Below are 18,482 nucleotides of genomic sequence, written 5' to 3'. Positions count from 1 at the left end.
CGATCGGCGTTGGGCCGTTCGCGTGACGGGCGGGGCGGGGCAATGGAACGGGGAGCCATGCTCGGACCAGCACCGGTAGATGCCGGACCGGTGGGGGCGTTCGGGGGACGTTGTGGTCGGTCCAGGGGGCCGGCGGGGGCGGGGAATCGCTCTCGTCGTCGCGCCGGTACTGGTGGCGGGGTTGTCGGTGGCGGTCGCGCTGGGGGCGCGGCACGCCAGTGCACCGGCGGAGACGATGACGCCCGTCGCCGCGGAGACCGAGCGGACCCGTCCGCTGCTGCCGCACACCCGCACGGACTGTGCGGTGCAGAAGTGCGTCGCGCTGACCTTCGACGACGGGCCCGGGGCGCAGACCCGGACGCTGCTGCGGATGCTGCGGCGCGCGAATGCGGTCGCGACGTGGTTCCCGATCGGGGAGGTTGCCGCCGCGCATCCCGAACGGCTGCGGGCGATCGCGCGCGCCGGTCACGAGATCGGCAACCACTCCTGGTCCCACCCGGTGCTGCCGCGGCGGGGCAACCTCGCGGTGGCGGGGGAGATCACCCGCACCGCCGACGTGGTCGAGCGTGCGACGGGCGTGCGTCCTCGACTCGTGCGTCCGCCCTACGGCGCGATCTCGCCGCGGGTGCGGGTCGCGCTCGGGCACCTCGGTGCCCCGATCGTGCTCTGGGACGTCGACCCGCTCGACTGGAAGTACCGCGACGCCGACCTCGTCCATCGCAACGTCGTCGACGTCGTGCGGCCGGGGTCGATCGTGCTGCTGCACGACATCCACGCGAGCACGGTCGCGGCGGTGCCGCTGATTCTCGCCACGCTCGCCGGGCAGGGCTACACGTTCGTCGGGGTCTCCGACCTGTTCGACGCCCCGCTGCGGGCGGGCCGGGTGCACACCGACCGCGCCGTGTCCTGATCCAGGGTCTTGACCAGGGCTTTTCTGAACCGTCTTCAGTTTCACAGCGCTGTCCGATTTACCCGGTATGCCCCGATTCCGTACGATCCTCGCGTTCGGACGGAAGAAGGCAGGCATGACCGAGGCAGGTACGGCCCGGCGGCGGATCGCCGCGGTGGCCGGCATCGTCGCGCTCGGACTCTGCCTGTCGGCGACGGTCGTAGTCGTCGCACGCACGGCCGGGTCGGACGAGGCGGCGGCCAAGCCGGTCGCGTCCGCCTCGAACCTCGCCGCCGAGGACTCCGACGTCCTCAGCGAGGAGCAGGCCCGCGCCCGCGACCGTGCGCAGCTCGCCGCCGAGCGCGCGCGGCTGCTCGGGCTGCAGCCCCCGGCTCCGGCGGACGAGGTGGCCCCGGCGCCCGCGGTGACGGGGGACGTCGACTGCGCCGTGATCAAGTGCGTCGCGCTGACCTTCGACGACGGCCCCGGCGCGCAGACGAGCCAGGTGCTCGCCGCGCTCGCGGAGTACAACGCGGTCGCGACGTGGTTCCCGCTCGGCGAGATGGTCATCGACAACCCGGACGCCCTGCGCGCGATCGCGGCGGCCGGCCACGAGATCGGCAACCACTCCTGGTCGCACCCGCAGCTGACGGCGCTGCGCGAGAAGGACGTCGACCGGCAGATCACCCGCACCGCCGACCTCATCGCCGAGGTCATCGGGGTCCGCCCGACGCTGGTCCGCCCGCCGTACGGGTCGGTCTCGCGCCGGGTCAACGGCGAGCTCGCCCGGCTGCAGGCGCCGATCATCCTCTGGGACGTCGACCCGCTCGACTGGCGCTACCAGAACACCGACCGCGTCCACCGCAGCGTCGTGCGCCAGACCAAGCCCGGCTCGATCGTGCTGCTGCACGACATCCACCGGACGACGGTCGCAGCGGTACCGCGCATTCTGCGCTCGCTCGCCCACCGCGGCTACACGTTCGTGACGGTGTCTGCGCTGTACGGCAACAGCCTGCAGGCCGGCCGCGCCTACACCGACCGCCGCGCCGACCTCGGTCGCTGAGTTTTCCCCAGGGCGCACACCTCCGAAGTTGTCCACAGCGCCGGCCGGCGGGGTCAACGGCCGTCGTAGCGTCCGCCGGTGGACCGGATCGATCTGCGCCTCCTCCCGGCGGCCGCCGCGGCCTGGCTGGCCGCGTGGGTCACGCCGACGGTGCACCGGACGACGGTTGCCGTCGCCGTGCTCGGCGCGGGCGTCGCGGCGGTGCTCCTGGTCCGGTCCCGCACCGCAGGCGCGACCGTGCTCGCCGCCGCCCTCGGCGTCGGTGCGGCCGCCGGGCTCGGGGCCGCGGCGCGGGGAACGGCGATCGCCGCCGGACCGGTCGACGACCTCGCCGTCGAGCGGGCGACGGTCCGTGTCGACCTGCGCGTCACGGGCGACCCGGCGGTACGGCCGACCGCGTCGCGCTTCGGTCGCGGGGAGGTCGTCACCGTGCCGGCGCTGGTCGAGCGCATCCTCGCCCGCGGGACCACGACCGACGTTCGTACCCGGGTCCTCGTTCTCGCGACCGACCACGACTGGACGAATCTGATCCCGGGTCAGGAGCTGCGCGTGGCCGGGCGACTCTCGCCGCCCCGCTCGCACGGCCCGCTGGCCGCGGTCCTCCAGGTGCGTGGGCCACCGCCGGAAGCGACGGCTGCGCCGTGGCGCGACCGCGCCGCCGCCGACGTCCGAGCCGGGCTGCGGTCCTCCGTCGCCGGACTCGGCCCCGCGGAACGCGGCCTCGTGCCGGGCCTGGTCCTCGGCGACACCTCGGGCATCGACCCGGAACTCACCGGCGACTTCCAGGTCGCGGGGCTCTCGCACGTCCTCGCGGTGTCCGGATCGAACCTCGCGCTTCTGCTCGGCGCGGTGCTCGGGCTGGCGCGGCTGGCCGGGGTCCGGCTGCGCGCGCTGCCCGTCGTCGGGCTCGTCACCGTCGTGGTCTTCGTGTTCGTCGCCCGACCGGAGCCGAGTCTGCTGCGGGCGTCGGTGATGGGTGTCGTCGGCGTCCTCGGACTGGCGGTGGGACGCCGCGGCCGGGCGGCGCCCGCGCTGTGCGCGGCGGTGATCGTGCTGCTGCTCGTCGACCCCTGGCTCGCCCGCTCGTACGGGTTCGCGCTCAGCGTCTCGGCGACGGCCGGGCTGATCTTTCTCGCCCCGCGCTGGTGCGACCGCCTCGCGCGCCGGATGCCGCGCTGGCTCGCGACGGCGATCGCGGTCCCCGCCGCGGCCCAGGCGGCGTGCGGCCCCGTCATCGTGCTGCTGACCGACGAGGTCGGTCTGGTCGCGGTCCCGGCGAACCTGCTCGCGGTGCCGGCGGTGCCGCCGGCGATGCTGCTCGGCGTCCTCGCCGCGGTGACGTGGCCGCTCTGCCCGCCGCTGTCGCGGGTGTTCGGGCAGCTCGCGGGTCTGCCGGCATGGTGGATCGTCACCGTCGCGCGGTGCGCCGCCGACGTGCCGGGCGCGACGGTGCCATGGCTGGCGGGTGCCCGCGGTGCGCTCGTCCTCGCACTGCTGACGCTCGCCGTCGTGACGGTTCGTCAGCTTCCGCCGGTGGCGGTGGGGTCGGTCGTGCTGGCGGTGGTGCTCGCGCTCCGGCCGCCGGTTCCGCTCCCGACGGTGCTCCCGGGGCCCTGGCCGCCCCGGGACTGGGTCGTGGTCGCGTGCGACGTCGGGCAGGGCGACGCGCTCGCGATCCGCGCCGGGCCGCGATCGGCCGTCGTCGTCGACGCCGGGCCCGACCCGGCCGCGGTCGACCGCTGCCTGCGCCGCCTCGGCGTCCGCGAGATCCCGTACCTGCTGCTGACCCACTTTCACGCCGACCACGTCGAGGGCCTGCCGGGCGTGCTCCGCGGCCGCCGGGTCGCCGAGATCGGCGTCAGCCCGCTCCCGGACCCGCCGGGGGAGGTGGAGCGGGTACAGCGCTGGGCCGGCCGCGTGCCGCTCACGCATCCGGCGCCGGGGGAGCAGCGCCGGGCCGGGGAGGCGTCCTGGCGGGTGGTCTGGCCGCTCCGCCTGATCGACGAGGGCGCGCCCGCGAACAACGCGTCGGTGGTGCTGCTGGTCCAGGTGCGCGGTGTCCGGATTCTGCTCACCGGCGACATCGAGCCCCCGGCCCAGGCCGCCCTCCACCGTGCCGAGCCCGGCCTGCGCGCGGACGTCCTCAAGGTCCCGCACCACGGCTCGGCCCACCAGCACCCGCCGTTCCTCGCCTCGGTCGGGGCCCGGGTCGCCCTCGCCTCCGTCGGCGCCGACAACGACTACGGCCACCCCGCCCCCGCGGTCCTGCGCCTGCTCACCGCCGCCCGCGCCGCGATCGGCCGCACCGACCGCCACGGCGACGTCGCCGTCGTCCTCCGCGCCGGCCGGCTGGCCGTCGTCCGGGACCGCCCCACTGAGCGACAGGGTTGAAACAGGTGAGGTGCCGAAGCGGCCCGCGGGAGTCACTCCCGTTGCAACCCTGTCGCTCACTGGGGCGGCCGGGGCACCAGGGCCCGACCGAGTGTCGGGCGGCCGTGGCATGCTCCCTCCCCGTGAGCGGAGATGAGTAACGCGCCCGCCCCGCTGCCGGCGCTGACGTTGGTGCTGGGGCCGGAGGAGCTGCTCGCGGAGCGGGCGGTCGCGGCGGCGCGGCGGGCGGTGCGGGCCGTGGACCCGGACGCAGACGTCCACGACCTCGCCCCGGGGACGTTGCAGTCGGGGATGCTCGACGAGCTCACGAGCCCGTCGCTGTTCGCCGAGCGGCGGCTGCTGATCGTGCGGGCCGCGCAGGACCTCTCGCAGCCCGTCCTCGGCGAGGTCGAGGCGCTGGTGAAGAACGTCCCGGAGGACGTCTGTGTCCTGCTCGTGCACCCCGGCGGGGCGAAGGGGAAGGCCCTCGCCGACACGGCGAAGAAGGCCGGCGCGGTCGTCGTCGACTGCGCGGAGGTCAAGAAGGCCGGCGACAAGCTGACGTTCATCGCCGGGGAGTTCCGCGCAGCCGGGCGCCGGGTCGGGCAGGACACGGCCCGGGCGCTGCTCGACGCCGTCGGCGGCGACCTGCGCGAGCTCGCCGCCGCCTGCAGTCAGCTCTGCGCCGACACCACCGGCGCGATCGACGCCGACGAGGTCCGCCGCTACTACGCGGGCCGGGCCGACGTCACCAGCTTCCACGTCGCCGACCTCGCCCTGGAGGGCCGGACGCCGGAGGCGCTGGAGCGGCTCCGCTGGGCACTGGCCTGCGGGGCGGAACCCGTGATGGTCGTCGGCGCCCTCGCCAACAGCCTCCGCGGCCTGGCCAAGCTCGGCTCGGCGCCGCGTGGGCTCTCGCAGGGGGATCTCGCCCGGCAGCTCGGCATGCCGCCCTGGAAGGTCGACAGCCTCCGCCGTCAGCTCCGCGGCTGGACCCCGGACGGGATGGCGAAGGCCCTGACCGCCGTCGCCGCCGCCGACGCCGCGGTCAAGGGCGGGGCGGTCTCCACCGCGTACGCGCTGGAGCGGGCCCTGGTCGACATCGGCGCCGCCCGCCGCGACGGCTGACACGCTTCACAACGTCAGCGGGACCGAGCGCTATAGCGCTCGGTCCCGCTGACGTTACGACTCGGTGGCGGCTAGCTGCCGGCCTTCGTGAGCGCCTGGGCCATGGCCGACTTCTTGTTGGCGGCGGCGTTGGCGTGGATGACGCCCTTGCTGGCGGCCTTGTCGAGCTGGCGGGCGGCCTGGCGCATGAGCTGGGTCGCGCCCTCGGTGTCGCCGGCCGCGGTGGCCTCACGGAACTTGCGGATGGACGTCTTCAGCGAGGACCGCACGGCCTTGTTGCGCAGCCGGGCCTTCTCGTTGGTCTTGTTGCGCTTGATCTGCGACTTGATGTTCGCCACGGAAGAGCTCGCCTCGGTCTGTCTCGGAGTCCATCGGAACGCGGGCGTGCGCGAGTGCGCACGCCGAGCGCGACCGCCGAGGTTACCAGCGGTCTGTGGATGCCACCAAACCGGCGTCCGAACGGCCCCCGACGCGGGTGGTGGACACGCTGGGCGGCGAACGGGTGGCGGTGAAAACTCTCCGAAACAGCGCGGGCATACGCTGAGCCAATGGCCGACCTGTTCCAGGACTATCCGCTCGGTTCGGCCTGGGACGAGATGTTCTCCGAGGGCGGGAAGCCGCGGGCGGCGTGCGAGGCCGTCTACGACACCGTCCGCACGCTCCCGAGCGACGAACTGCGCGCGCGGGCGGACGCCCTGGCGCTGTCCTTCCTGGACCGCGGCGTCACGTTCGCGCTCGGCGGCGAGGAGCGGCCGTTCCCGCTCGACATCGTCCCCCGGATCATCACCGCCCAGGAGTGGGAGGTCCTCTCCGAGGGCGTCGCCCAGCGGGTCCGGGCGCTGGAGGCCTTCCTGGCCGACGTCTACGACTCGGGGCAGATCTTCGCCGACGGCGTCATGCCCCGGCGCCTGATCGCCACCTCGGCGCACTTCCACCGGGCCGCGGCCGACGTCGTCCCCGCGAACGGGGTGCGGGTCCTGGTCTCGGGCATCGACGTCATCCGCGACGAGGCCGGTCAGTTCCGCGTGCTGGAGGACAACATCCGCACGCCCTCCGGCGTGAGCTACGTCATCGAGAACCGGCGCGCGATGACGCACGGCCTGCCCGAGGCGTTCTCCTCCCACCGGATCATGCCGGTCTCGGACTACCCGCAGCGCCTGCTCGCCGCCGCCCGCGCCGCGGCTCCGGACGGCAACCCCGACGCCGAGGTCGTCGTCCTCACCCCGGGCATCTACAACTCGGCCTACTTCGAGCACGCGCTGCTCGCCCGGCTCATGGGCGTCGAGCTCGTCGAAGGCCGTGACCTGGTCTGTCGCGGCAATCGCGTCTACATGCGGACCACGTCGGGGGAGAAGCGCGTCGACGTCATCTACCGGCGCATCGACGACGACTTCCTCGACCCGCTGCACTTCCACCCCGATTCGGTCATCGGCTGCCCGGGCCTGCTCAACGCCGCTCGGGACGGCGGGGTGACGATCTGCAACGCGGTCGGCAACGGCATCGCGGACGACAAGCTCGTCTACAGCTACGTGCCCGACATGGTCCGCTACTACCTGAGCGAGGACCCGATCCTCGCCAACGTCGACACCTACCGGCTCGACGACCCGGAGACGCTCAAGTGGGTCCTGGCCCACCTGGACGAGCTCGTGCTCAAGCCCGTCGACGCCTCCGGCGGCAAGGGGATTGTGATCGGGCCCCGGGCGGAGAAGGACGTGCTGACCGAGCTCGCGGTCCGCGTCGCCGCCGACCCGCGCGGCTGGATCGCCCAGCAGGTCGTCTCGCTGTCCACCGTCCCGACGCTGATCGAGGATCAGCTGAGGCCCCGTCACGTCGATCTGCGTCCGTTCGCCCTGAACGACGGCAACGAGATCTACGTCCTGCCCGGCGGTCTGACCCGCGTCGCGCTGCCCGAGGGTCAGCTGGTCGTGAACTCCTCGCAGGGCGGCGGTTCGAAGGACACCTGGGTCCTCGCCGGCCCGAACGACCCCGACGTCCCGAAGACACCGACCGTCGCCGAGGAGCCGGTGCAGGCCAGTCAGCGCGCGCCGCGCGGGACCGCGTCCGACCCCGGCCCCCGCACCCTCGGCGCCGTCCCCGCCCTGCACCGGCAGGCGGCGCAGCAACAGCAACAGCAGCAGCAGGGGAGCTCGCGATGCTGAGTCGGATCGCGGAGTCGACGTTCTGGATCGGCCGCTACCTGGAGCGCGCGGACTCGACCGCGCGCATCCTCGACGTGCACGTCCAGATGCTCGTCGAGGACCCGTGGATCGACGAGGCGCGGGTCTGCACCTCGCTGATGGAGGTCATGGGCGTCGACGGGGGAGCGGAGGCGACGTCGGCCGCGCAGGTCCTCGCCCAGCTGGCCTACGACCAGAACAACCCGAGCTCGATCGCCGGGTCGCTGTCGGCCGCGCGCGAGAACGCCCGTGGTGCGCGCGAGACCATCTCCGCCGAGATCTTCGAGGCGCTGAACTCGACCTGGATCGACCTGCCCGAGCAGCGGCGCCGCGCCGACCGCTTCGGCCCGCACGGCTTCTTCAGCTGGGTGCGCGAGTCGACGGCGATCATGTCGGGTCTCGTCGACACCACGATGAGCCGGGACGAGAGCTGGACGTTCCTGACGCTCGGCCGCTGCCTCGAACGAGCGGACATGACGGCCCGTCTGCTGATGCTCCGTACGCTCCCCGGCGGTCGCGCGCCGACGTGGGGGACGCTGCTGCGCAGCTGCGGCGCCTACGAGAGCTACCTGCGCACCTACCGCGGCCCCGTGCGCGAGGACCGCGCCGCGGAGTTCCTGATGATCGACCGGCTCTCGCCGCGGTCGGTGTTCTCCGCGCTGTCCGGCGCGGAGCGGTGCCTGACGATGCTCGACCCCGACGCGGGCCGCAGTGGCGTCGCCGACGAGGCGCGGCGGTTGCTGGGCCGCGCCCGCGCGGACCTCGAGTTCCGCAGCCCGGGCGACCTGCTCGCGGACTTCTCCGCCGACCTCGAGGGCCTGCAGGCCACGTGCTCGATGGTCAACGACGCCATCGCGGCGCGGTACTTCCCGCGCATCGCGCAGATGACCTGGTCGACCGAGAGCGGCGACACCGTCACCGGCCTCGCGCCGGCGGGCGAGGCGTCGGTGGGAGTGGCGTCGTGACCTGGCGGTTGAAGATCGAGCACCGCACCCGGATCGACTACGAGGGCGAGGTGCTGGCCTCCTACAACGAGGTCCGCATGACCCCGCTCAACGACGCCGCGCAGTCGACGCTCGACGCGCGCATCCAGGTCAGCCCGTCCGCGACCGGCTCGCGCTACTGGGACTACTGGGGTGCGTACGTGACCGCGTTCGACGTCCACGTCCCGCACCGGACGCTGGCGCTGACCGCGACGAGCGTCGTCGAGACCTCCGACACTCCGCCCGGCGGCGGGGCCGTCGGCTGGGAGACGCTGCGCGACGACCGGGTGCGTGACACCCACGTCGAGTACCTGAGCCCGACGGCGCACACCGAGGTCGGCCCGGCGCTCGTGGCCCAGGTGCGCGAGATCGTGGGCGACGCCGCCCCCGCGGAGGCGGCCCGCGCCTGCGCCGAGTGGCTGCGCGGTGAGGTCCGGTACGTGCCGGGCTCGACCGGCGTCCACACCGTCGCGAACGAGGCGTGGGACGCCCGCGCCGGCGTGTGCCAGGACCTCGCACATCTGACGGTGGGTCTGCTGCGCGGGCTCGGGATCCCGGCCCGCTACGTCTCCGGCTACCTGCACCCGGCGCCGGAGGCCGGCATCGGCGAGACCGTCACCGGCCAGAGCCACGCCTGGGTCGAGTGGTGGGACGGCGCGTGGACGCCCTACGACCCGACCAACGGCAAGCCCGTCGGCGTCGAGCACGTCGTCGTCGCCCGCGGCCGGGACTACTGGGACGTCCCGCCGCACAAGGGCGTCTACGCCGGCCCGGGTGGCACCTCGCTCAGCGTCGAGGTCGACGTCACGCGCGTGGCCTGACCGCTCCGGCGGGCGTCGGTGTAGCGAGCCTGGAGCGCGTCGAGGTTCGCGCGGAGCTCGGCGGCCTCCTGCCGGGCGATCTCGGCTTCGGCGGCGCTGCGTTGCGCGGCGAGCTCGGCCGAGGCCTGGGCGAGCCGGGCGACCTTGGCGTCGGCCCTGGCGAAGCGGCGCGCGGAGCGCTTCGCCTCCTCCTCCGGGGTCCGGAAGGCGACCTTGCCGAACGTGCTGACGGACGCGATCTTGCGGAGAGCTCCCATTGCTGCGAATTCAGCCCCTCACGGGTCGGGCGGGCGGGCTTGCGGGCGTCCGTCCTCGTACCCCGTCGAGCAATCCGTGAAAACAACTCATATCTGGCACACAGGTTGGCCGGGGATCCCCCCGGAATCCCCGGCCAACCGGCGCGGGTCAGCGGCGCGGGTCAGCTCGCGAGCTGCTCCGCGGCGAGACGCCGCTCCAGCGCGGCGTAGCGGACCGACAGCGCGTCGAGCTCGGCGCGGAGGCGGTTGACCTCGCTGCGGGCGAGGTCGGTCTCGGCCTGGCTGCGGCGCAGGGCGAGCGCGGCGGATTCCTCGGTCAGGGCGGCGACCCTGGCCTCGGCCTTGGCAAGTTTCCGGAGCATGCGCACGGCGGACTCAGCTCCCTCGGGATGCGGTGGGTGGTCGTACCCTCCAGGCAACACCGCCGGCCCGCGCCGCGCCGATACCTCAATGCCTGTCCAGCAACCCCTCAGGTCGCTCCCAGGATCGCGGGGCGCCGGTTGCCCCACTGAGCGACAACGTTGAAACCCGTGAGGTGTCGGGACGGCGGAATCTCGTCCCATCCGTTGCAACCCTGTCGCTCAGTGGGGCCGGCGGGGCCGGTCGACGGGCATTCAGGACATCTCGGGCAGGAACAGCGTCGAGTCGCCGAACTCGTGCCAGAGGTAGTCCCGGCCGAGGGCGGCGCGGTAGGCGGTGGCGACGAGGTCGGGGCCGACGACGGCCTCCAGCAGGAGCAGGTGGCTCGCCTCCGGGGCGTGGAGGCCAGAGATCAGGCCGCCGACGACCCGGGCGGGGCGGTCCGGGCCGAGGACGAGGTCGGTCCAGCCCGCGGCGGGCTCGACGAACCCGTCGTCGTCGGTCGCCGACTCCAGCGCGCGGACGACCGTCGTCCCGACCGCGACGACCCGGCGGCCGGCGCAGCGGGCGCTGTTCACCAGCCGCGCGGTGGCGGGCGGGACCGCGAACCGCTCGGGCAGCGGCGGTTCGCCCGCCTCCTGGCTGGACACCCCCGCGTGGAGCACGACCGGGGCGACCGTGACGCCGCGCGCCATCAGCCGGACCAGCAGCTCGGCGGTGAACGGCCGCCCGGCGCTGGCCATCTCGGCGCTGCCGGGCCGATCCGCGTAGACCGTCTGGTGCTCGTCGAGCCGGAACCGGCCCGAGTGATGCGCGTACCGGATCGGGCGCCCGTGCCGGGCGAGGTGGTCGAGCAGCGCCACCGGGGTCTCCGGGACCGCCCGCCACAGCCGGCTCGGCGCGGCCGGTTCCGGGTAGGGCGCGACGAGGCGCAGTCGCAGCCGGCCCTTGACCTCGACGCGCTCCCCGGCCGCGCCGTCCCACTGCGGACCGGTGTGGTCCGGACGGCGGAGCTCGACGACCCAGCTCCCGTCGGGCAGCTCCGCCGAGACGTGCACGACGGTCGGACGGTGGTCACCGCGCCGACCCTCGAGCGCGGCGGGCACCGTCGCCGAGGTGTTCACGACGAGCAGGTCGCCGGGGGACAGGTGCGCCGGGAGCTCGCAGAAGCGGCGGTGCGCGACGGTCTCCGGCGTCGCGACCAGCAGGCGGACCCCGTCGCGGGTCAGGCCGCGGCGCTCCGGCGGCATCGCCGCCTCCCGCTCCGGGCCGAGCTCGAAGGCGATCGCGGGCGCGGGCAACGTCCGGGCGCTCATCGGGTCGCCCCGACCGGACGCAGGGAGTCCGCGGTGTACCGCCCGCTGGGGAGGTCGGCCTCGACGAGCCGGAGCACGGCGGGCACGACGGTCTCGGGCGCCGGTCGGCCGGCCGGGTCCTCGCCCGCGGCGGCCGCGAGTTCGGTCCCCATGTCGCCCGGGTCGAGGGCGTAGAACCGCAGCCCGGGGCGCTCGACGGCGAGGACGGCGTTGAGCAGGTCCAGGGCTGCCTTTGACGCCCCGTACCCGCCCCAGCCGGGGTAGGCCTCGACGGCGGCGTCGGAGGAGACGTTGACGACCCGGCCGCCCGCGCGCTCGAGGGCGGGGAGCAGCAACTGCACAAGCCGGAGCGGCGCGACGGTGTTGACCGCGAACGCCTGCTCGAGGTCCTCCAGCGGGTACTCGGCCAGCGGCGGCAACGGCACCGCGCCGAGGACGCTCGCGTTGTTGACCAGCAGGTCGACGCGCGGCCCGGCGGCTTCGACCAGTGCGGCGCGGTGGAGCGGATCCGCCACGTCGCCGACGACGGCCGTCACCCGGGTCGGGTCCGGGAGTCCGGCCACCGCGGCGGCGAGAACGTCGGGGTTCCGGCCGTCGACGACCACGTCCCAGCCGCGGGAGACGAGCTCGCGGGTCAGGGCCAGGCCGAGCCCGCGCGAGCCGCCGGTGACCACGGCCCGGGGTGTCTGCAGTGCGCTCATCGTGTGCTCCTTCTGCCTCATCGGGGTACGTTGAGCAGACTGCAAGTTGAAGTGAACTTGAGGTCAAGGAGCGCGATGAAACCCGCGGAGGAACTGCTCACGATCGGGGAGGTCGCCGAGCGCGCCGGCTTCGCGACGTCGGCGATCCGCTTCTACGACAAGGAAGGTCTCGTCGTCGCGGTGCGCACGTCGGGCAACCAGCGGCGTTACCCGCGCAGTGCGTTGCGCCGCCTCGCGTTCATCCGCGCCGCGCAGAACGTCGGCGTCCCGCTCGCGGAGATCCGCGAGGCCCTCGCCGAACTGCCCGACACCCGGACCCCGACGAAGGCCGACTGGGCCCGTCTGTCCCGCCACTGGCGCGCCCGTCTCGACGCGCAGATCGAGGGCCTCACCGCGCTGCGCGACAACCTCGACTCCTGCATCGGCTGCGGCTGCCTCTCGCTCCAGCGGTGCGCGCTCTACAACCCCGGCGACGTCGCCGCCACCCGCGGTCCCGGCGCGCAGCGGCTCCCGAGGTCGATCCGCGAGCCTCACCACTCCTGACCCGGCGGCCTCCCCCGTCCCGCCGGTTTCACCAGGGGTGTCACCCCCAGTGGTACGAGGGAGTCAGGGGAGGCGCCAGTCCACCGGTGGGGCGCCCAGGTCGGCGAGGAGGGCGTTGGCGCGGCTGAAGGGGCGGGAGCCGAAGAACCCGCGGTCGGCGGACATCGGGCTCGGGTGGGCGGAGGTGATCGTCGGCGTGTCGCCGAGCATCGGACGCAGGGTCTGGGCGTCGCGGCCCCAGAGGATCGCGACGAGGGGCCGCTCGCGCGCGACGAGGGCGCGGATCGCCTGCTCGGTCACCTGCTCCCAGCCCTGACCCCGGTGGGAGGCGGGGGCGCCAGGGGCGACGGTGAGGACGCGGTTCAGCAGCAGGACGCCCCGGTCGCTCCACGGGCTCAGGTCGCCGGTGGTCGGCGGCGGGAGCCCGAGGTCGGAGCAGTACTCGCGGTAGATGTTTGCCAGCGAGCGGGGGAGCGGGCGGGTCTCGGGCGAGACGGAGAACGAGAGCCCGACCGCGTGGCCCGGGGTCGGGTACGGGTCCTGCCCGACGATCAGCACCCGGACCTCGTCGAACGGCCGCGTGAACGCGCGCAGCACGTTCGTCCCGGCGGGTAGGTACTGCCGGCCGGCGGCGATCTCGGCGCGGAGGAACTCGCCCATCCCGGCGAGAACATCCGTCACCGGTTCCAGCGCTCGGGCCCAGCCGGCCTCGACGATCTCGCTCAGCGGGCGGGCAGTGCGTGCCGCGCGTGCCGTGGGTGCCGTGGGTGCCGTCACCTGCCTGAGGTTAGTGGGATGATTGACCCAGTTGACCGCGCGCTCGCCGACGAGCGACACCCTCTCCTCGCAGAACTGGAACGGACTTCAGCGTGCCCCCGACCTCCCCCCGGCCGGACCGGACCGACCCGGCGCTGATCCGCAACTTCTGCATCATCGCTCATATCGACCACGGCAAGTCGACGCTCGCGGACCGGATGCTGCAGCTCACCGGCGTCGTCGACGACCGGACGATGCGCGCCCAGTACCTCGACCGGATGGACATCGAGCGCGAGCGCGGGATCACGATCAAGAGCCAGGCGGTCCGGCTCCCGTGGACGGGGTTGGACGGTCGCGTCCACGTGCTGAACCTGATCGACACCCCGGGCCACGTCGACTTCACCTACGAGGTCTCCCGCAGCCTCGCCGCCTGTGAGGGTGCGGTGCTGCTCGTCGACGCCGCGCAGGGCATCGAGGCACAGACGCTGGCGAACCTGTACCTGGCGCTGGAGAACGACCTCCAGATCATCCCGGTCCTGAACAAGATCGACCTGCCGGCGGCGCAGCCCGAGAAGTACGCCGCCGAGCTCGCGCACATCATCGGCTGCGAGCCCGACGACGTCCTCAAGGTCAGCGGCAAGACCGGCGAGGGCGTGACGGACCTGCTGCACGAGATCGTGGCCCAGGTTCCGCCGCCCGTCGGTGACCCGGACGCCCCGGCGCGAGCGCTGATCTTCGACTCGGTCTACGACACCTACCGCGGCGTCGTGACCTACGTCCGCGTCGTGGACGGTCACCTGACCAAGCGCGAGAAGATCCTCATGCTCTCGACGAAGGCCACGCACGAGCTGCTCGAGATCGGTGTCATCTCGCCCGAGCCGACGCCGGCGGACGGCCTCGGCGTGGGCGAGGTCGGCTACCTGATCACCGGCGTGAAGGACGTCCGCCAGTCGAAGGTCGGCGACACCGTCACCGACGCGGTCAAGCCGACGACGCAGGCCCTCGGCGGGTACCGCGACCCGAAGCCGATGGTCTTCTCCGGGTTGTACCCGATCGACGGTTCGGACTTCCCGGAGCTGCGCGAGGCGTTGGACAAACTCCGGCTCAACGACGCCTCGCTGGTCTACGAGCCCGAGTCGTCCGCCGCGCTGGGATTCGGCTTCCGTTGCGGCTTCCTCGGCCTGCTGCACCTCGAGATCATCCGGGAACGCCTCGAGCGCGAGGCCGGCCTGGACCTGATCTCCACCGCCCCCAACGTCGTCTACCGGGTGGTGAAGGAGGACGGCAAGGAGTTCGTCGTCACCAACCCCAGCGAGTTCCCCGACGGCAAGATCCGGGAGATCTACGAGCCGATCGTCCGCGCCACGGTACTCGCCCCCAGCGAGTTCGTCGGCGCGATCATGGAGCTGTGCCAGCAGCGCCGCGGGACGCTCGGCGGGATGGACTACCTCTCCGAGGACCGCGTCGAGCTGCGCTACACGCTCCCGCTGGCCGAGATCGTCTTCGACTTCTTCGACGCGCTGAAGTCCCGCACCCGCGGCTACGCGAGCCTGGACTACGAGATCAACGGCGAGCAGACGGCCGACCTGGTGAAGGTCGACATCCTGCTCCAGGGCGAGCCCGTCGACGCCTTCTCCGCGATCGTGCACCGGGACAAGGCACCGGACTACGCGACCCGGATGACCAAGAAACTGCGGGAACTGATCCCGCGTCAGCAGTTCGAGGTCCCCATCCAGGCCTCGATCGGCTCCCGCATCATCGCGCGCGAGAACATCCGCGCGATCCGCAAGGACGTCCTCGCGAAGTGCTACGGCGGTGACATCTCCCGTAAGCGCAAGCTGCTCGAGAAGCAGAAGGAGGGCAAGAAGCGGATGAAGATGGTGGGCCGGGTCGAGGTCCCCCAGGAGGCCTTCATCGCCGCCCTCTCCACCGACGAGGCCGGCGACAAGCGGGAGAAGAAGTAGCCCGGAGAAATCCAGGCGACGACACGCCGGACCTGCGGAAATAATCCCCGGCCGGGGGAGTTCCTACCGGAACTTGGGCCGTCCGAGTACGGAGCCGTACCGTTCGGCTCCTAGGGTGGCCCCTGCCGAACGAACAGTCAGGGAGCACGCATGGCGGTTGTCGCCTCCACGCCGGCCGACGCCGGCGCGCCGCAGCCTTCGGAGACGGAGGAGTCCGCCGCCGGCGACCCACAACGGGCGGCTGCGGCCGCCCGCCGCCGCTGGCTCGGCCTGCTGGTCATCACCGGCTGCCAGCTGCTCATCGTCCTCGACGGCACGGTCGTCAACGTCGCGCTGCCCGCGATGAGCGACGACCTCAAGCTGTCCGAGGCCGACCGCCAGTGGATCATCACGTCGTACGCGCTGGCCTTCGGCGGCCTGCTCATGCTCGGCGGCCGGATCGCCGACTACCTCGGGCTCCGGCGGACGTTCCTCATCGGCATCATCGGCTTCGGCGTCGCCTCGGCCCTCGCGGGCTTCGCGCCCAACTTCGAGCTGATGCTCACCGCACGCGCCCTGCAGGGCGTGTTCGGCGCGCTGATGGCCCCGGCCGGGCTCGCGCTGCTCGCGAACACCTTCACCGACCCCATGGAACGCATTCGGGCGTTCTCCCTCTTCGGCACCGTGGCCGGTGCCGGCTCCGCGGTCGGTCTGGTCGTCGGCGGTGTGCTCACCGACGCGATCAGCTGGCGCGCGACCATGCTCATCAACGTCCCCGTCGTGATCGTCCTGATGTGGGGGACGGTCAAGTTCCTCGACGAGTTCAAGTCCGACTTCGCCGGACGGCTGGACTGGATCGGCGCCGTCCTCGCGACCGGTGGCCTGGTCAGCCTCGTCTACGGGTTCTCCGAGGCCGAGCGCTCCGGCTGGACCGAGCCGTTCACCCTGTGGCTGTTCGGCATCGGCGGCTCGCTGCTGATCCTGTTCATCGTCAGCCAGCGGATCGTCCCGCACCCGCTGCTGCCACTGCGCGTGCTCGCCGACCGCAACCGGGCCGGCGCGAACCTCGCCGTGATGCTCACGGTCATCGGCCTGTTCGGCGTGTTCTTCTTCATGAGCTTCTACTTCCAGGAGGTCCTGGGGTACTCGGCGCTGAAGACCGGTCTGGCCTTCCTCCCGGTGACGCTGTGCATCGTCGCGTCCTCGGAGTTCCTGACCCGTTACTCACACCGCTACCCGCCGCGCGCCCTGATGGCCGGCGGTCTGATCGGCACGGCGATCTCCCTGGGGCTGTTCACCCGGCTCGACGCCGAGAGCAGCTACCTGCTCGACCTGATCCCCGGCATGGTGATCATGGGTCTGTCGATCACCTGCGTGTTCGTCCCGGCCTTCAACGTCGGGACCTGGGGCGTCCAGCCACAGGACGCCGGTGTCGCCAGCGCGCTGATCAACACCGCCCAGCAGGTCGGTGGGTCGCTGGGCCTCGCGCTGCTGTCCTCGGTCGCGGCGAGCCGCAAGGCCGACTTCCTCGTCGGCAAGGAGGAGACCGCGGCGAACCTGCTCGACGGCGACGTCGAGGGCTACGCCCGCGCGACCCTGTGGGCGATGATCATCATGCTGATCGCCGCAGCCCTTACCTTGGTACTCGTGAACGCGAAGAAGGCAAGCCACGGACACGGCGAGCCCGCCCCCGGGGGCGAGGCCGTCAACGGTTTCGAGCCCACGCCCGAGGAGCACCCGCAGGCCGACCTGGCGCACGTCGACGCCACCGGCCGCACCGGCGACGCCTTCGCGGTCGCCGAGGCGGAGCAGGCGATCGGCGTGCACCCGGTGAACGGTGTGCCGATGCCGGTCGCGCTCGGGACCGGTCGCATCGCGACCCGCGTCGTCGACGCGATCGGTCGCCCGCTCCTGGGCGTCGCCGTCAGCCTGCTGGATGCGACGGGTCGTCAGATCGCGGTGGCCGACACCAACGTTCTCGGGCGGTGCGAGCTCAACGACCTGCCCGGCGGTGAGGCGCTGCTGGTCGCGATCCACCCGTCGTACGCGCCGTTCGCGCAGCCGGTCGTGGTGCCCGCGAGCGGCACGGCGCAGGCGGACGTCCAGCTCAACACCGACCCGATCCGCGCGACGCTGATCACCGGCGAGGCGCTGACCCCGCAGGGCTGGCTGATCGCGGACGCCCGCGTCAGTCTGATCGACGTCAACGGCGTCGAGTGCGCCGTGACCCGGACCGACTCCCAGGGCCGGTACGCCTTCACGGGGGTGCCGGAGGGCGACTACACGCTGCTCGCGACCGGGTACGGGCCCTCGACGGCGACCGTTCGGGTGGGCCCGCGGCCGGGCGGCGCCCCGGTCGAGGTCGACGCGATCACGCTCGCGCACCCCGAGGACGTCACGGTCTCGGACCCGCTCAGCACCTCCTGAGCTCCGCCCCGGCCGGTCGCTGAGCTCGGCTCAGCGGCCGACCGAGCGAAGGTAAGCCTTTGCTGCGCGCTGGACTCTTCGGTACGGAGGCGTTCACAACGACGCTTACAGTGGTTCGGTGACTTCGACGATCGCCGCGACCACCACCCAGGTCGCCGCCGGCTGTCTCGACGACGCGGTGACGCCCCGCGAGCGGGAGATCCTCGCGGTCTGCGCGGAGCTGCTCACCGAGATCGGTTACGAGCGCCTCACGATCGACGCCGTCGCCGCCCGCGCCCGCGCCAGCAAGGCGACGATCTACCGCCGCTGGCCCGGGAAGCCCGCGCTGGTCACCGCGGCCGTCCGGCACCTCAACGAGGAGCCGTTCTCCGTCACCTACACCGGGGACCTGCGCACGGACCTGCTGACGCTCCTGCGCGACCTGCGGGACGGGCTCACGGAGCGGGGCGCGCTCCTCGCCGGGATGGTCTCCGCGATGCAGCACGACCCGGAGCTGGCCGCGCTGATGCGCGCAGACATCAAGCAGTGCCAGTCGCTCACCGCGGCCCTGCTCAACCGGTACGCGGAGAGCGGAGCGATCCGCAACCCGGACGCCGATCTGATCCGCCAGCTCGCGACCGCGACCGTCCTGACGCGCCTGCTGTTCACCGGCGAGACGGTCGACGACGACGTGCTGGCGCGGTTGGTCGACAACGTCCTCATCCCCCTGCTGACCTTCACGCTGCCTCCGGGCGCCTGACCCGCGCCG

The 18,482-nt window shown here is 73.0% G+C and carries 17 protein-coding genes; 11 read left to right on the top strand and 6 right to left on the bottom strand.

What is annotated here, in order from left to right; genetic code table 11:
• Positions 1–187 precede the first annotated feature (187 nt).
• The 4 genes from SPOPO_RS31585 (at position 188) to holA (ending at position 5,450) form a co-directional block, all read left to right on the top strand.
• Positions 188–910 (top strand): polysaccharide deacetylase family protein, encoded by a 723-nt coding sequence (locus SPOPO_RS31585; protein WP_245541755.1) that lies wholly within the window; start codon positions 188–190, stop codon positions 908–910.
• A 115-nt stretch (positions 911–1,025) separates the two neighbouring features.
• The gene (locus SPOPO_RS31580) at positions 1,026–1,952 is read left to right on the top strand and encodes a polysaccharide deacetylase family protein (RefSeq protein ID WP_019877951.1); all 927 of its coding nucleotides are present in this window, start codon (positions 1,026–1,028) and stop codon (positions 1,950–1,952) included.
• A gap of 78 nt (positions 1,953–2,030) precedes the next feature.
• Complete coding sequence (locus tag SPOPO_RS31575; RefSeq protein WP_019877950.1) at positions 2,031–4,343, top strand: ComEC/Rec2 family competence protein; 2,313 nt, start codon at positions 2,031–2,033, stop codon at positions 4,341–4,343.
• A 132-nt stretch (positions 4,344–4,475) separates the two neighbouring features.
• Positions 4,476–5,450: a DNA polymerase III subunit delta gene (gene holA, locus SPOPO_RS0125080; RefSeq protein WP_019877949.1), complete on the top strand. Its 975-nt coding sequence runs from the start codon at positions 4,476–4,478 to the stop codon at positions 5,448–5,450.
• 71 nt (positions 5,451–5,521) lie between these two features.
• On the opposite strand, the gene rpsT is transcribed toward holA, so the two are convergent.
• Positions 5,522–5,788, bottom strand: a complete 267-nt coding sequence (gene rpsT, locus SPOPO_RS0125075; RefSeq protein WP_019877948.1) for a 30S ribosomal protein S20 — start codon at positions 5,786–5,788, stop codon at positions 5,522–5,524.
• 210 nt (positions 5,789–5,998) lie between these two features.
• On the opposite strand from rpsT, the gene SPOPO_RS0125070 reads away from it, so the two are divergent.
• Genes SPOPO_RS0125070 through SPOPO_RS0125060 form a run of 3 tightly spaced genes read left to right on the top strand, consistent with a single transcriptional unit; the run spans position 5,999 to position 9,431 of the window.
• Positions 5,999–7,609, top strand: coding sequence for a circularly permuted type 2 ATP-grasp protein (locus tag SPOPO_RS0125070; protein ID WP_019877946.1), 1,611 nt, complete (start codon positions 5,999–6,001; stop codon positions 7,607–7,609).
• Positions 7,603–8,592 (top strand): alpha-E domain-containing protein, encoded by a 990-nt coding sequence (locus tag SPOPO_RS0125065; RefSeq protein ID WP_019877944.1) that lies wholly within the window; start codon positions 7,603–7,605, stop codon positions 8,590–8,592. The genes SPOPO_RS0125070 and SPOPO_RS0125065 overlap by 7 nt, the downstream gene beginning before the upstream one ends.
• A complete protein-coding gene (locus SPOPO_RS0125060; protein ID WP_019877943.1) occupies positions 8,589–9,431 on the top strand; it encodes a transglutaminase family protein in 843 nt (280 codons plus the stop codon). The genes SPOPO_RS0125065 and SPOPO_RS0125060 overlap by 4 nt, the downstream gene beginning before the upstream one ends.
• Here the strand turns inward: SPOPO_RS0125060 and SPOPO_RS31570 are convergent.
• From SPOPO_RS31570 to SPOPO_RS0125040, 4 genes are all read right to left on the bottom strand, one after another.
• Positions 9,371–9,688 (bottom strand): hypothetical protein, encoded by a 318-nt coding sequence (locus tag SPOPO_RS31570; RefSeq protein ID WP_019877942.1) that lies wholly within the window; start codon positions 9,686–9,688, stop codon positions 9,371–9,373. The two genes, SPOPO_RS0125060 and SPOPO_RS31570, sit on opposite strands and share 61 nt — an antisense overlap.
• Before the next feature lie 161 nt (positions 9,689–9,849).
• A complete protein-coding gene (locus tag SPOPO_RS0125050) occupies positions 9,850–10,056 on the bottom strand; it encodes a hypothetical protein (RefSeq protein WP_019877941.1) in 207 nt (68 codons plus the stop codon).
• 246 nt (positions 10,057–10,302) lie between these two features.
• Positions 10,303–11,364: an S-adenosylmethionine:tRNA ribosyltransferase-isomerase gene (locus SPOPO_RS0125045; RefSeq protein ID WP_019877940.1), complete on the bottom strand. Its 1,062-nt coding sequence runs from the start codon at positions 11,362–11,364 to the stop codon at positions 10,303–10,305.
• Positions 11,361–12,065, bottom strand: a complete 705-nt coding sequence (locus tag SPOPO_RS0125040) for an SDR family NAD(P)-dependent oxidoreductase (RefSeq protein WP_028985107.1) — start codon at positions 12,063–12,065, stop codon at positions 11,361–11,363. The genes SPOPO_RS0125045 and SPOPO_RS0125040 overlap by 4 nt, the downstream gene beginning before the upstream one ends.
• A 75-nt stretch (positions 12,066–12,140) precedes the next feature.
• On the opposite strand from SPOPO_RS0125040, the gene soxR reads away from it, so the two are divergent.
• Positions 12,141–12,608 (top strand): redox-sensitive transcriptional activator SoxR, encoded by a 468-nt coding sequence (gene soxR / locus SPOPO_RS0125035; protein ID WP_019877938.1) that lies wholly within the window; start codon positions 12,141–12,143, stop codon positions 12,606–12,608.
• A gap of 63 nt (positions 12,609–12,671) precedes the next feature.
• Here soxR and SPOPO_RS0125030 read toward each other — a convergent pair whose 3' ends face one another.
• On the bottom strand, positions 12,672–13,385 hold the full coding sequence (locus SPOPO_RS0125030; protein WP_051098715.1) for a uracil-DNA glycosylase: 714 nt from the start codon (positions 13,383–13,385) through the stop codon (positions 12,672–12,674).
• Between the two features lie 92 nt (positions 13,386–13,477).
• Between SPOPO_RS0125030 and lepA the strand changes: the two genes are divergently transcribed.
• The 3 genes from lepA (at position 13,478) to SPOPO_RS31560 (ending at position 18,473) form a co-directional block, all read left to right on the top strand.
• Complete coding sequence (gene lepA / locus SPOPO_RS0125025; protein ID WP_019877935.1) at positions 13,478–15,328, top strand: translation elongation factor 4; 1,851 nt, start codon at positions 13,478–13,480, stop codon at positions 15,326–15,328.
• Between the two features lie 150 nt (positions 15,329–15,478).
• On the top strand, positions 15,479–17,734 hold the full coding sequence (locus SPOPO_RS33295; protein ID WP_019877934.1) for an MFS transporter: 2,256 nt from the start codon (positions 15,479–15,481) through the stop codon (positions 17,732–17,734).
• Positions 17,735–17,852: 118 nt separating this feature from the next.
• Positions 17,853–18,473 carry a TetR/AcrR family transcriptional regulator gene (locus tag SPOPO_RS31560; protein WP_019877933.1) on the top strand — a complete coding sequence of 207 codons (621 nt, stop codon included), beginning with the start codon at positions 17,853–17,855 and terminating at the stop codon, positions 18,471–18,473.
• The last annotated feature ends 9 nt before the right edge of the window (positions 18,474–18,482 follow it).

The organism is Sporichthya polymorpha DSM 43042 (assembly GCF_000384115.1).
In the GTDB taxonomy this organism is placed as follows: domain Bacteria; phylum Actinomycetota; class Actinomycetes; order Sporichthyales; family Sporichthyaceae; genus Sporichthya; species Sporichthya polymorpha.
Note: the sequence above shows the minus strand (reverse complement) of the source record. Positions and strands in the feature narration are given on the sequence as shown.